Below are 13,196 nucleotides of genomic sequence, written 5' to 3'. Positions count from 1 at the left end.
GTGCGAGCCATCGTGATGAGGTGCATCCGGCGTCGTCCGGCGTAACGCGTCAGTCGCCGATCACGAAGAGCGGCTGGCCGTATTCGACCGCCTGACCGTTCTCGACGAGGATCTCCTTCACGACGCCAGACTTGTCGGCTTCGATCTCGTTCAGGAGTTTCATGGCTTCGATAATGCAGATGGTCTGGCCTTCCTTGACCGTATCGCCGACCTGGACGAACGGATCCGCGCCCGGCGAAGGCGCGCGGTAGAACGAGCCGACCATCGGCGAAGTGACGATGTGTCCTTGCGGCGCGACGGCAGCGGGGCTCGCGGCGGGCGCCGCCGAACCTTCGCCTGCGCCGCCGGCGAACGGCGCGGGTGCGGCCTGCATTTGCGGCGCGTATTGTTGAGGCGCCTGCATGTAGACCGGCGCCGCATTCTTGACGATGCGAACCTTGCCTTCGCCTTCCGTCACTTCGAGTTCCGAGATGCCGGATTCCGAGACGAGGTCGATCAGCGTTTTAAGTTTACGAAGGTCCATCGAAAATTCCCCTTTCAATGCTTGGAGACCGGGACTGTCCCCGGTGCTTGACTTGACTTTGTGGTGTTCTGACTGTCAGCCGCGGACCGGCAGGGCCAGCGCTTCGGCACGCGTTCGCTGCAAGCGCCGTGCGCTCAACCAAACGTGAGCCGAAGTTGCGGCGGCAGAATCGATTGGCACGCAAGGCGCGTTCATGTCGAATGCGTCATCGTGATGGTTTTGAAGCGCGCTCCCCGATGGCCTGCGAAAAGGCTGGCCGACGCACACCAAACGCGTGTCGGTTTCGACAGCAATGTCGCCTTGCGGCACCGGTTGAGTGTTCATGGTCGCTTCGGGTTGTGCGGAATTCGGCGCACTTTAGCGCTCTTTAGAGAATTTTGTCTAGTTTTACCGTTCCGACAGGGTCCGATCAGTAGGGCAGAAGTTCGGACAAGTCGTAGCGAAAGAGCGAAGTTCCGGCAAGATCGGCGTTCAACCTGCTAACTTGCTGCTTATTGAGCGACACTTCGGTTAAAAACGCAGCGAATTTTTACAGCGCGTCGAGTGTGCGCTTAAGTTCGGCTACGTTGACTTCACCAAGCTTGGTCGACCGGACCACGCCTTTTGCGTCGATCACGACGGTGAACGGCAAACCGCCCGCGTTATTGCCGAAGCTGCGCGCGAGGTCGGCACCGCCGAAGCCCGTCACATAGACGGGATAGTCCACGTTCACCTTACCGAGAAAATCGTTGACGTTCTTCTCGCTGTCCACTCCCAAGCCGATGAATGTGATGCCTTTTTTCTCATATTCGCGATGCAGCGCCGACAACTCCGGCATTTCCTTGACGCACGGTCCGCACCACGAAGCCCAGAAGTTCACGACGACCGGTTTTCCTTTAAATGATGCAAGCGGTTGCGCAGTGCCCGAGGCTCCCGGCGGCGCGGCCTTCCATAATTGTTCGACGGCGTTGCCATTATTCTGTGTCGCGGCCACGGTTTCGCCGCCGGTGAAGACATGCCCCGCGTAGAAGCCGCCGACCGTCGCCGCGACCGCGACGACTAGAAGCGCCAGAATCCGTTTGCTGTTCATAGGAAAAAATAGAGTCAGCCGCTGATTTCGAGCGACGGGGTATCGGGATGATCGAGCAGCGTGCGTACCGTCGCGGCGTTCGCACGCGCGAGACGTCCGCGGCCATCGGCGCGCACGGCGCCGCGCAAGTCGTCAGGATCGTAGAGCGCGATGTGCAGGCCCATTGGTTCCTCGCCGGGTATGCGCTGCAAAAAACTCAGCGTTTCCACGTAACCGCGCCCGGCGAAATGTCGCGTCTCTGACACGTCGTACTGAATGTTCGCATTCAGCAAGTAGATCGCGACTTCCTTTGGGTTGTCGCAGAAGCATTGCAAGTGGACGTCGGAATGCTCGCCCGCCGTGCCGTTGAGTACCGCGCCCGTCAGATAAGGATCGAAGGGCTTCAACCGTTCCATCCATTCGAGCGCGAACTCGCGCATGCGGCGCAGGACGACAGGCTGACTGTCGCTCTGGAAGATCGCCTGATACTCGCGGATCTCCTCTTCGATCTGATCGTTGTCGGGCAAAAACTCGCCGCCGATCTTCGCCTCGCCGACCACCTGCCGCGCCGCCTTGCGCTTGGCTGTGGAGTAGTCGAGGCCGTCTTCGGCGATCATTCTCGCGGCCGCGATGGCGATTTCCTCGCGCACGCGCTGCGGATCGAAATGTGATTTGCGAACCATGGCGAAATAATACTAGATATCGTTGAACGGCTGCGATCGGGTCTCGATCGAGCGTTGATCGGCCCTCGATCGCGCCGGTTTGCATCGGCTGCCGGCGGGCGTAAGGTGGCGGAGTGCGTCGGTTACAATATGCGCCTCCAGGCGTCTTCGCGCACGGCGTGCACGCGGCGCCGTTTCATGTTTCCCGCACTCTTCGCCCACGCGGCGCGACACGGTTTATGCACATCCACATCCTTGGCATCTGCGGCACCTTCATGGGCGGACTGGCCGTGCTGGCGCGCGAAGCGGGCCACAAGGTCACCGGCTGCGACGCCGGCGTCTACCCGCCGATGAGCACGCAACTCGAAGCGCAAGGCATCGAACTGATCGAAGGTTACGGCGTCGAGCAACTCGCGCTCGAACCCGACCTGTTCGTGATCGGCAACGTGGTGTCGCGAGGCAATCCGCTGATGGAGGCCATTCTCGACCGCGGCCTGCCTTACACGTCGGGTCCGCAGTGGCTCGGCGAGCACGTGCTTGCGGGCAAGTGGGTTCTGGCGGTCGCGGGCACGCACGGCAAGACCACGACGAGCTCCATGCTCGCATGGTTACTGGAAGATTCGGGCTTGAATCCGGGCTTTCTCATTGGCGGCGTGCCGCTCAACTTCGGCATTTCCGCGCGACTGACCGACTCGAGCTTCTTCGTCATCGAAGCCGACGAATACGACACCGCGTTCTTCGACAAGCGCTCGAAGTTCGTCCACTATCGGCCGCGCACGGCGGTGCTCAACAATCTCGAATTCGATCACGCCGATATCTTCCCCGATCTCGCCGCCATCGAAACACAATTTCATCATCTCGTGCGCACGGTGCCGGGCATCGGACGCATCGTCACGAACGGGCGCGAAGGCGCGCTCGAACGCGTGCTGACGCGCGGCTGCTGGTCGAGCGTCGAACGCTTCGGTGTGGATGGCGGCTGGCAAGCGCTACCCGCGACCGAGGGCGCGCGCGTCGACGAGCAATTTGCGGTGTATTGGGAAGGCGAGCGTCAAGGCGTGGTCGAGTGGCAAGTGCAGGGCGAACACAATCGCATGAACGCGCTCGCGGCGATCGCAGCGGCGCGCTCGGTCGGCGTGCCGGCGTCGCAAGCGGTCAAGTCGCTGGCGAGCTTTCGCAACGTCAAGCGGCGCATGGAAGTGAAGGGCAGCGTGGATGGCGTCACCGTCTACGACGACTTCGCGCATCATCCAACCGCCATCGAAACCACGGTTGCCGGCCTGCGCACGCGTATTGGCGACGCGCGCATTCTGGCCGTGCTGGAGCCGCGCTCCAACACCATGAAACTCGGCACGATGAAAGCGCAGTTGCCCGGCAGTCTCGCCGATGCGAATCTCGTGTTCGGCTACGGCGCGCGTGATGGCCGCGACAAACTCGGCTGGGATCTGGCGGAAGCGCTCGCACCGCTCGGCGACAAGGTACAGGCATTCAACGAGATCGAACCGTTGGTGAAGGCGGTCGCGGCCGCCGCGCGCCCCGGCGACCACGTGCTCGTGATGAGCAACGGCGGCTTCGGCGGCGTGCATCAAAAGCTGCTCGACGCACTTTCGGCGCGTCCGTCCGGAGGAAACGCGTGATTCTCTACCTGCACGGCTTTCGCTCCTCGCCCCAATCTTTCAAGGCGCGCGTCATGCGTGCGCGTCTGGCGGACCTCGGGCGGCTGAGCGAATGGCAGTGTCCGGTGTTGCCCGTCTCGCCGAAAGAAGCGATCGAACTGGCGGAATCGCTCGTCGCGAATACATCCGCTGCCGAAATCACCGTGGTCGGCAGTTCGCTCGGCGGTTTCTACGCCACGTATCTCGCCGAAAAGCACGGCTGGCGCGCCGTGCTGCTCAATCCCGCCGTGGTGCCGCAGCGCGATCTGAGCCACTATCTCGGCGAACAGCCGCTGTGGCATGGCGGCGGCAGCATCACCGTGTTGCCGCGCCATCTGGACGAACTGCGCGCGCTCGCCGTCGAGAAGATCACGCAGGCCGAGCGTTACTATCTGATTGCGGCCACCGGCGACGAAGTGCTCGATTACCGCACCATGCTCGCCCACTACCCCAGCGTGCGCACCACGCTGATCGAAGGCGGCGATCACGCCATCAGCGACTTCCCCGACTATCTGGACGACGTGCTCGCGTTCTGCGGACGCGAACCGCCGCCCGCCGTAGCATCCGCGGCCGCGTGACACACGCGCGGCGCGAGGACATAGCCCATTCAACCGCCGGCGCGCTTGCCGCGACCCGGTCCACCGTTTTACGAGAGTATTGAGTGAACGTTTTCTTCGAGGAATCGGGTAGTTTCAAGGCCGGATCGGTGCTGTCCAAACAGGGCGATGCCTTCCAGGTCGAATTGCCGGGCGGACGGCGTGCGAAAGTGCGCGCGAAAGACGTGCTGATCGAATTCGATAAACCCGCTGCGGGCGAGCTGATGCAGGAAGCCGACGCCATCGCGCAGGAAATCGATCTCGACTTTCTGTGGGAATGCGCGCCCGACGACGAATTCCCGTTCGCCACGCTCGGCGCGGATTACTTCGGCGACAAATTCGGCGCGGCCGAACGCGCGGCGCTCGTGCTGCGCATGCATGGCGCGCCGGTGTACTTTCGCCGCAAGGGGCGCGGGCAGTATCAGCGAGCGCCGCAAGAGCAATTGCAGATGGCCCTTGCCGGGCTCGAACGCAAGCGTCAGCAGGCGCTCGTGCAAGCGGGCTACGAAGAGGAACTGAAGGCGGGCAAGTTGCCCGAAGCGCTCGCGGGCAAGGCAATCGGTTTGCTCACGAAGCCCGACAAGAACTCCATCGAGTACAAGGCGCTCGAAGCGGCGGCCGCCGCGCGCGGAATTTCGCAAGCGCGGCTCATGCTGGAATGCGGCGGAATTGCCTCGGCGCGGGCCTTGCACGAAGCGAAGTTCCTGTCGGAGTTCTTTCCGCACGGCGTCGGTTTTCCGTCGCTGCAACCCGCGCCTTTCCCGGAAGACTTGCCCGAAGCGGATGTCGAAGCATTCTCCATCGACGACGTCACGACGACCGAAATCGACGACGCCTTTTCCGTCCAGCATCTCTCCGATGGCCGCGTGCGCGTGGGTATTCACATCGCGGCGCCGGCGCTTGGCATCGCGCGGGGCGATGCGATCGACGCCATTGCGCGTGGCCGGCTGTCCACGGTCTACATGCCGGGCGACAAGATCACCATGTTGCCCGACGACGTCGTCAATGTTTTCACGCTCGGTGAAGGCGGCTTGCGCCCGGCGCTGTCGCTTTACATCATCGTGAATCGCGAGACGCAGGAGATCGTCGCCACCGAAACGCGCGCCGAACGTGTATTCGTGAAGTCGAATCTGCGCCACAACCATCTCGACGAACACGTCACCGAAGAGACGCTCGCGGACGGCAGCGGCGATTATCCGCATAAGGCGGACATTGCCGTGCTCTGGCCGCTGGCTCAAGCGCTCTTCGAAAAGCGACAGCAGGCGCGCGCCACTTACGGTCTGAAGCGCGAAGTGCAGCGTAACAACGACTTCAATTTCTATGTCGAAGGCGAGCACATCACCATTACGCCGCGCCGCCGTGGCTCGCCGCTCGATCTGATCGTCGCCGAACTGGCGATTCTCGCGAACTCGTCGTGGGGCGCGTTTCTCAACGATCACGGCGTACCGGGCATCTACCGATCGCAGCGCGGTTTCGGCGGTCCCGGTCCAAAGCGCACGCGCATGCAGACCACACCCGCGCCGCACGAAGGCTTGGGCGTCGCGCAATATGCGTGGAGCACCTCGCCGCTGCGCCGTTATGTCGATCTCGTGAATCAGTGGCAATTGCTCGCGTGCGTGCAGCATGGCGTGACGGCCAAGCTCGCCGCGCCGTTCAAGCCGAAGGACGCGGATCTCTTCGCCGTGGTGCAAGGTTTTGACGATACCTACACCGCTTATGCCGATCATCAGCGCCGCATGGAGTATTTCTGGTGTCTGCGCTGGCTCAAGCAGGAGAACAAGCAGCAAGTTCCAGCATCGGTCATCAAGGACGATCTGGTGCGTCTCGAAGAAATTCCGCTGATCCTGCATGTGCCCGGACTCGGCGTGCATGCGCGCGGCACGCGTTTGATGCTCGAAGTCGTATCTATCGATGAACTGACCGTCGAGGCGTCGTGCCGCCTGCTGCACGTGATCGACGCGCCCACGCAAAGCGCGCCGGTGGAAGAAGACGAAGCCGAGGAAGAGATCGTCGAAACCGTCGATCTCAGCGCCGAAAGCGAAGCCGAAGCGCAGGCGGAAGTCTCCGCGACGGAGCCGTCGGCCGAAGGTGCCGAAGGTGCCGACGGAGTCGAGGGTGCAGGCGAATCGCAAGCGTCTTCGGGGCGGGCGGAATGAAGCCGCGCGCCGGCATGATCCAGAGCGCGCACGCCGCGCGCCAACTCACGGGACGCGCGCGATGACGCAACGCGATCAATACGTGGTGATCGGCAATCCGATCGAGCACAGCAAATCGCCGTGGATTCACGCGAAATTCGCTATCCAGACCGGCGAGCCTATCGAGTACGGACGCATCCTCGGGCCGCTCGGCGGCTTCGAGGAGCAAGCCAGAACGTTCATGGCGTCGGGCGGACGCGGCATGAACGTGACCGTGCCCTTCAAACTCGACGCCCACGCTTTCGCCAATACACTCTCGCCGCGCGCAGCCGCTGCGGGCGCGGTCAATACGCTGTCGTTCGGTGCGGATGGCGTGCGCGGTGACAACACGGACGGCGTCGGCCTCGTGCGCGACATCGAAGTGAATCTCGGCGTGAGCCTCACGGGCAAGCGCGTGCTGCTGCTTGGCGCGGGCGGCGCGGCGCGCGGCGTCGTGCTGCCTATCTTCGATCGCTCGCCGGCGGTGCTCACCATCGTGAATCGCACGGCTGAGAAGGCGCTGCAACTGGTCGATCAGTTCGCGGAAGCCGCGCTCGCGTCGAACGTGCGGTTTGCGGGCGGCAGCGCGAAGAGCGCGGAAGAAGGGCGCTACGACGTCATCGTCAACGCGACCGCGGGCAGTCTCGACGCCGCCTTGCCCGACTGCGACGCCGCCGCGTTCGGCGCCGGCACGCTCGCCTACGACATGATGTACAGCGCGAAGCCAACCGTGTTCATGCAGCACGCCGAACGCCTTCAGGCGCGCGCGGCGGATGGCCTCGGCATGCTCGTCGAACAGGCGGCCGAATCGTTCTTCATCTGGCGCGGCGTGCGCCCGGACGGCGGCGCGGTATTGCGCGAGCTGCGCCAGGTGCTCGCAGCCAAAGTCTGATGACGACCGCACCCATGTCCGAGCACACGCGCACGCGGCAGCGGCGCGGGGTGCGGCTCGGTCCCGCGCGCTGGATCGGTTATGGCGTGTCGGTACTGGTTATCGCCGCGCTCGCGACGCAGCTCTACTTTTTCGCGCAGATCGCGGTCTGGACCGTGGTAAATCCCGGCGCGACGGCCTTCATGCGCGCCGACGCCTGGACCCTCGCGAAAGAGCGTCTTGGCATCGAACTGCAACGCACGTGGGTTCCGTACGACCAGATTTCGCGCAATCTGAAGCGCGCGATCATCGCGTCGGAAGACTCCAACTTCGTCAATAACAACGGCTACGAAACCGACGCCATCTTGCAGGCGTGGGAAAAGAACAAGGCGCGCGGAAAGATCGTCGCGGGCGGTTCGACCATTTCGCAGCAACTGGCGCGGAATCTGTTCTTGTCGCGTGAGAAAAGCTATATCCGCAAGGCCGAGGAACTCGTCATCACGTCGATGCTCGAGCTTCTAATGGACAAGCAGCGCATCTTCGAGATTTATCTCAATTCGGTCGAGTGGGGTAATGGCGTCTACGGCGCGCAGGCGGCGGCCCAGTATTACTACAAGACGACAGCGGCAAAGCTGTCCGCGTCGCAAAGCGCACGGCTTGCCGTCATGCTGCCGCGTCCGAAATACTTCGACGATCACCGCGCGACGCCGTATCTGACCAGGCGCGCCAACGTAATCGCGCGGCGAATGGGCGCGGCCGAGTTGCCCGAGTGAAATTTAGCTAGCGGCACTAAACAAGTTAAAGTCCTGATTTTTCAGGGCTTTTTTGTTTGCAAAAGGCTGTCGGCCGTCAGCTTTACTCCCATTATGTGAACCGTGCGATCACATATTGAATTATCGAGATAGGCGGAACTACAATCCGACCACAGCATAAAAAGCACACGCGCCGGTCCTCCGAGACGGGCGCGACGAAGAATATCCAGAACAACGGAGACAAGTCATGCAATCGATCGCCTGCCCGCGTTCGCGGGTCGCGTCACGCGCCTCATCTTTCGGATTCGTCATCGCTTCGGCGGGCGCTTGGGCTTGTGCCGCGCGCGCCGTCCAGCTTGCACGCTTCGCATGACGCGCGTCGTGTTCATCGAGGAACGAGCGGCATGACCAAAATCGAACAAACCGAATCCGCGCCGAACGTGCGCGATATGTCGGCCAACGCCATGAACGACGGCGCCGACAAGAAAAGCAACGGCCATCATCGGCGCGATCCGGACGCCTTCGCGCTGCCGAGCGCGCTCGTCGACATCACGCCGCAACAGGCAGGCACGCAAACGCTTTTGCGCGGCCTCGCGATTCTCGAAGCCGCCGCCAACGGCGCGCGCGATCTGCGCTCGTTCGGCGCGGCGCTCGGCACCACGCGCAGCACGACGCATCGGCTCGTGAGTTCGCTCGTGCAGGCGCGTTATCTCCGGCAAGTGCAGGGCGGCTATCTGCTCGGGCCGAAACTGATCGAACTCGGCACCATCGCGCTCGAACAGATGCCGCTCACGGCGGTCGCGCGTCCGCATTTGCAGTCGCTCGCGGAACACACGCACGACACCATTCACCTCGGCGTGCGCGACGGCGACGACGTGCTCTACATCGACAAGATTCCGGGCACGCGCGGGTTGGAAATGCGCTCGCGCGTGGGGCATCGCATGCCGCTGGCATCGACGGGAATCGGCAAGGCAATGATGCTCGACCTCGAAGCCAACGTCTGGAAGAAGCTGCTCGACGCGTCGCTGCGCGCGCTCGCCCGCACGAGTTTCAAGCCGGAGAACCGGCCGGACATGGACACGTTTTTGCAGCGCATGACACGCTATTCGCAAGGCGGCTTTACCTTCGATCTCGAAGAGAACGAGGCGTCGATCCGCTGCGTGGCGGCGCCCGTGCGCGATGCGTCGGGTGCGATCGTCGCGGCGCTTTCGGTGGCGAGCACGATTCCCTATATGCCCCACGAACGCATGGAAGAACTGATTCCGGTCGTGCAGCGCGAAGCGCGCGCAATCTCCGAGGAACTCGGCTGGCGCGCGCCGCAAGCCAACCGCAGGATCAAGCGATGAGCGCGCCCGTTCTGATCGCGCTCGACTGGGGCACGACGTCCCTGCGCGCTTATCTGCTCGATGCCGCGGGCGCCGCGCTCGACACGCGCGCTTCGTCGGCGGGAATCATGAAGCTGCCTGCTGGCGGCTTCGATCAGGCTTTCGAGGAAACCTGCGGCGCTTGGCTGAGCGCAAATGCGCAGCTACCCGTCATCGCGGCGGGCATGGTCGGCAGCGCGCAGGGTTGGATGGAGGCGCCTTACGTCGAAACGCCCGCCGATGCCGACGCGCTCGTCGCGGGCATCGTCACGGTAAAGGCGGCGCGGGGCGCGACCGTTCATGTCGTGCCGGGCGTGCTCGAACGCGGCACGCTGCCGAACGTGATGCGCGGCGAGGAGACGCAGATTTTCGGCGCACTCGCGAGCGATGCGTCGCTGAACACGGCGAGTGGCGCGCTCATCGGTCTGCCGGGCACGCATGCCAAGTGGGCATTCGTGCAAGCGGGACGGATCGAACGCTTCTATACGTTCATGACGGGCGAGACCTTCGGCGCACTGCGCGATCACACCATCCTCGGCCGCACGATGGAGCAGGACGCAAAGCCGGACAGCGCGGCATTTCTGAGAGGCGTCGATACCGCGCGCGATGCCGGTCATGCCGGCCTTCTGGCGACGATCTTCAGCACGCGCACACTCGGACTGACCGGTCAGCTCACGGCGGCCGAGCAGCCGGATTATCTGTCGGGACTTTTGATCGGCCATGAACTGCGCGGCCTGAACGAAGTGCTGGCGCGCGAGAACGCGACGCTCGCCGGCAAGACGTTGCGTCTGATCGGCAACGATGCGCTGTGCGACCGCTATCGCGCGGCCCTCGCGCAATACGGATGCAACGACGCGCAGACGGTGGCGCAAGCGACCGAATCCGGGCTTTATCGAATCGCATTGCAGGCCGGGTTGATCGCCAAGCCCGCGCGCATGTGACACGGAAAGGAGAAACGAATGCAACCGCCCATCAATCTACCCGCGCCTTACGGCATGCACGGCGGCCTCGCGAAAGCGTTCGCCGCGTGTCCGCTGATCGCGATCCTGCGGGGCATCACGCCCGAGGAAGCCGAGGCGCACGGCCGCGCGCTGTATGAAGCGGGCTTTCGCATCATCGAAGTGCCGCTCAATTCGCCGCAGCCGTTCGACAGCATCGCGGCGATCCGCCAGGCGCTGCCCGCCGATGCCATCGTCGGCGCGGGCACGGTGCTGCATGCGAGTTACGTCGACAGCGTGCGCGCGGCAGGCGGCGAACTGATCGTGATGCCGCACAGCGACGCCGATGTCGTGCGCGCGGCGAAAGCGCAGGGGCTCGCCTGCGCGCCGGGCGTGGCAACGCCGAACGAAGCGTTCCTCGCGCTCAAGAACGGCGCGGACGTATTGAAGATGTTCCCCGCCGAACAACTCGGCGCGCATGTCGTGAAGGCGTGGCGCGCGGTGATCGCGAAGGAAGTGCCGCTGGTGCCGGTGGGTGGCGTCGCGCCGGACAACATGGGGCCGTTTCTCAGCGCGGGCGCGAACGGCTTCGGTCTCGGCTCGGCGCTGTACAAGCCGGGGCAGAGCGAAACGGCGACGGCATCGCATGCGAAGGCGTTCATCGACGGACTAGCGGTCGCGCGTTCCACACGGGGCGAGAAGCAATGAACCGCCTCGCCGGCAAGGTCGCGATGATCACGGGCGCCGGGCGCGGCATCGGTGCGGCGATCGCGCTGGCGTTTGCGCGCGAGGGCGCGGCGGTCGCGCTCGCCGAACTCGATATCGAGACGGCGCAAGCGACGGCTGAACGCATCGCGAAGGAAGCGAATTCGACGCGCGTCGTCGCGATCGGCACGGACGTGACCCAAAGCGCATCGGTAAAGGAAGCGGTCGCGCAAACCGAAAGCGCGTTCGGCCCGCTCGACGTGCTCGTGAACAACGCGGGCATCAACGTGTTCTGCGACCCGCTCACGATGACCGACGAAGACTGGCGGCGCTGCTTCGCCGTCGATCTCGACGGCGTCTGGAACGGCTGCCGCGCGGCGCTGCCCGGCATGGTCGAGCGCGGCGCGGGCAGCATCGTGAATATCGCCTCGACGCATTCGTTCAAGATCATCCCCGGCTGCTTTCCATATCCGGTGGCCAAGCACGGCGTGATCGGACTGACGCGCGCGCTCGGCATCGAGTACGCGCCGAACAACGTGCGCGTGAATGCCATCGCGCCGGGTTATATCGAAACGCAACTGACGCTCGACTGGTGGAACGGCCAGCCCGATCCACAGGTCGCGCGTCAGGCCACACTGGATTTGCAGCCGATGAAGCGTGTCGGCCAGCCGCAAGAAGTGGCGCTGACGGCGGTGTTCCTCGCATCCGACGAGGCGCCGTTCATCAACGCGAGTTGCATCACGATCGATGGCGGGCGCTCTGCGCTCTACCACGACTGAAGTCACGAATGACGCACTGGCCGTGGTGCGGCATCACTACAAAAACGCGGCCGCCAACCAACTGAGCGCCCGTGCGCGGGCATGATTCGAGCAAAAAGTCGGGAGACAAAACGATGAAACGCAGACTGTTCCTTACGCTTCTCGCCGCTGCGACGGCCACGAGCGCCACCATGATCGCCGCGCCGGTTGCGCAAGCCGCCGACGACGTCAAGATCGGCTTCCTGGTGAAGCAACCCGAAGAACCGTGGTTCCAGGACGAATGGAAGTTCGCCGAAATGGCCGCGAAAGCGAAGGGCTTCACCCTCGTGAAGATCGGCGCGCCGTCGGGCGAAAAGGTCATGAGCGCGATCGACAACCTTGCCGCGCAAAAGGCTCAGGGGTTCATCATCTGCACGCCTGACGTCAAGCTCGGACCGGGCATCGTGGCCAAGGCGAAGGCCGACAAGCTCAAGATGATGACGGTGGACGACCGTCTCGTCGACGGTTCCGGCAAGCCGATCGAAGCCGTGCCGCACATGGGCATTTCGGCTTACAACATCGGCAAGCAAGTCGGCGACGGCATTGCGGCCGAGATCAAGAAGCGCGGCTGGGACGTGAAGGAGGTCGGCGCCATCGACGTGACTTACGAACAGCTGCCGACCGCGCATGACCGCACGGCCGGCGCCACCGACGCGCTCGTGGCATCGGGCTTTCCGAAGGCGAACATCATCATGGCGCCGCAAGCGAAGACCGACACCGAAAACGCGTTCAACGCCGCGAACATCGCGCTCACGAAGAACCCGCAGTTCAAGCACTGGGTGGCCTACGCGCTCAACGACGAAGGCGTGCTCGGCGCGGTGCGCGCGGCGGAAGGCCGTGGCTTCAAGGCTGACAACATGATCGGCATCGGCATCGGCGGCTCGGATTCGGCGATCAACGAGTTCAAGAAACCGAACCCGACGGGTTTCTACGGCACGGTCATCATCAGCCCGAAGCGTCACGGCGAGGAAACCTCTGACCTCATGTACGCGTGGATCAAGGACGGCAAGGCGCCGCCGGCACTCACGCTCACGACCGGCATGCTGGCAACGCGTGAAAACGTGGCGTCGGTGCGTCAGCAGATGGGCTTGGCATCGAACTAAGTCATTGGACG

13 protein-coding genes are annotated in these 13,196 nt (G+C 63.7%); 10 read left to right on the top strand and 3 right to left on the bottom strand.

Features of this window, described 5'->3' with window-relative positions:
- Positions 1–49: 49 nt before the first annotated feature.
- The 3 genes from accB to NCT04_RS12355 form a co-directional block, all read right to left on the bottom strand.
- Entirely contained in the window at positions 50–523 is a 474-nt protein-coding gene (accB, locus tag NCT04_RS12365) for an acetyl-CoA carboxylase biotin carboxyl carrier protein (protein WP_244826261.1), read from the bottom strand.
- A gap of 529 nt (positions 524–1,052) precedes the next feature.
- Positions 1,053–1,592 carry a TlpA family protein disulfide reductase gene (locus tag NCT04_RS12360; RefSeq protein WP_250465675.1) on the bottom strand — a complete coding sequence of 180 codons (540 nt, stop codon included), beginning with the start codon at positions 1,590–1,592 and terminating at the stop codon, positions 1,053–1,055.
- Between the two features lie 14 nt (positions 1,593–1,606).
- Positions 1,607–2,254, bottom strand: a complete 648-nt coding sequence (locus NCT04_RS12355; RefSeq protein WP_244826259.1) for a UDP-N-acetylmuramate--alanine ligase — start codon at positions 2,252–2,254, stop codon at positions 1,607–1,609.
- Positions 2,255–2,472: 218 nt separating this feature from the next.
- Between NCT04_RS12355 and mpl the strand changes: the two genes are divergently transcribed.
- The 10 genes from mpl to NCT04_RS12305 all read left to right on the top strand — a co-directional run bounded on the left by mpl (position 2,473) and on the right by NCT04_RS12305 (position 13,185).
- The gene (mpl, locus tag NCT04_RS12350) at positions 2,473–3,867 is read left to right on the top strand and encodes a UDP-N-acetylmuramate:L-alanyl-gamma-D-glutamyl-meso-diaminopimelate ligase (protein ID WP_250465673.1); all 1,395 of its coding nucleotides are present in this window, start codon (positions 2,473–2,475) and stop codon (positions 3,865–3,867) included.
- Positions 3,864–4,463 (top strand): YqiA/YcfP family alpha/beta fold hydrolase, encoded by a 600-nt coding sequence (locus NCT04_RS12345; protein ID WP_250465671.1) that lies wholly within the window; start codon positions 3,864–3,866, stop codon positions 4,461–4,463. Before mpl ends, NCT04_RS12345 begins: the two co-directional genes overlap by 4 nt.
- A gap of 83 nt (positions 4,464–4,546) precedes the next feature.
- Positions 4,547–6,637 (top strand): ribonuclease catalytic domain-containing protein, encoded by a 2,091-nt coding sequence (locus tag NCT04_RS12340; RefSeq protein ID WP_250465669.1) that lies wholly within the window; start codon positions 4,547–4,549, stop codon positions 6,635–6,637.
- 61 nt (positions 6,638–6,698) lie between these two features.
- Positions 6,699–7,547, top strand: a complete 849-nt coding sequence (gene aroE / locus NCT04_RS12335) for a shikimate dehydrogenase (RefSeq protein WP_250465667.1) — start codon at positions 6,699–6,701, stop codon at positions 7,545–7,547.
- A gap of 14 nt (positions 7,548–7,561) precedes the next feature.
- Positions 7,562–8,299, top strand: a complete 738-nt coding sequence (gene mtgA, locus NCT04_RS12330; RefSeq protein ID WP_250465665.1) for a monofunctional biosynthetic peptidoglycan transglycosylase — start codon at positions 7,562–7,564, stop codon at positions 8,297–8,299.
- A gap of 443 nt (positions 8,300–8,742) precedes the next feature.
- Positions 8,743–9,624, top strand: coding sequence for an IclR family transcriptional regulator (locus NCT04_RS12325; RefSeq protein WP_244828117.1), 882 nt, complete (start codon positions 8,743–8,745; stop codon positions 9,622–9,624).
- Complete coding sequence (locus NCT04_RS12320) at positions 9,621–10,583, top strand: 2-dehydro-3-deoxygalactonokinase (protein WP_244826253.1); 963 nt, start codon at positions 9,621–9,623, stop codon at positions 10,581–10,583. Before NCT04_RS12325 ends, NCT04_RS12320 begins: the two co-directional genes overlap by 4 nt.
- 18 nt (positions 10,584–10,601) lie before the next feature.
- Complete coding sequence (locus NCT04_RS12315) at positions 10,602–11,288, top strand: 2-dehydro-3-deoxy-6-phosphogalactonate aldolase (RefSeq protein ID WP_250465664.1); 687 nt, start codon at positions 10,602–10,604, stop codon at positions 11,286–11,288.
- Positions 11,285–12,064 carry an SDR family oxidoreductase gene (locus NCT04_RS12310; protein ID WP_250465662.1) on the top strand — a complete coding sequence of 260 codons (780 nt, stop codon included), beginning with the start codon at positions 11,285–11,287 and terminating at the stop codon, positions 12,062–12,064. Before NCT04_RS12315 ends, NCT04_RS12310 begins: the two co-directional genes overlap by 4 nt.
- A 113-nt stretch (positions 12,065–12,177) precedes the next feature.
- The gene (locus tag NCT04_RS12305; protein WP_244826250.1) at positions 12,178–13,185 is read left to right on the top strand and encodes an arabinose ABC transporter substrate-binding protein; all 1,008 of its coding nucleotides are present in this window, start codon (positions 12,178–12,180) and stop codon (positions 13,183–13,185) included.
- Positions 13,186–13,196: the final 11 nt, after the last annotated feature.

This window comes from Caballeronia sp. GAFFF2 (genome assembly GCF_023631485.1).
Classification (GTDB): domain Bacteria; phylum Pseudomonadota; class Gammaproteobacteria; order Burkholderiales; family Burkholderiaceae; genus Caballeronia.
The sequence above is the reverse complement of the archived record's forward strand: the minus strand, read 5'-3'. Positions and strand labels throughout refer to the sequence as shown.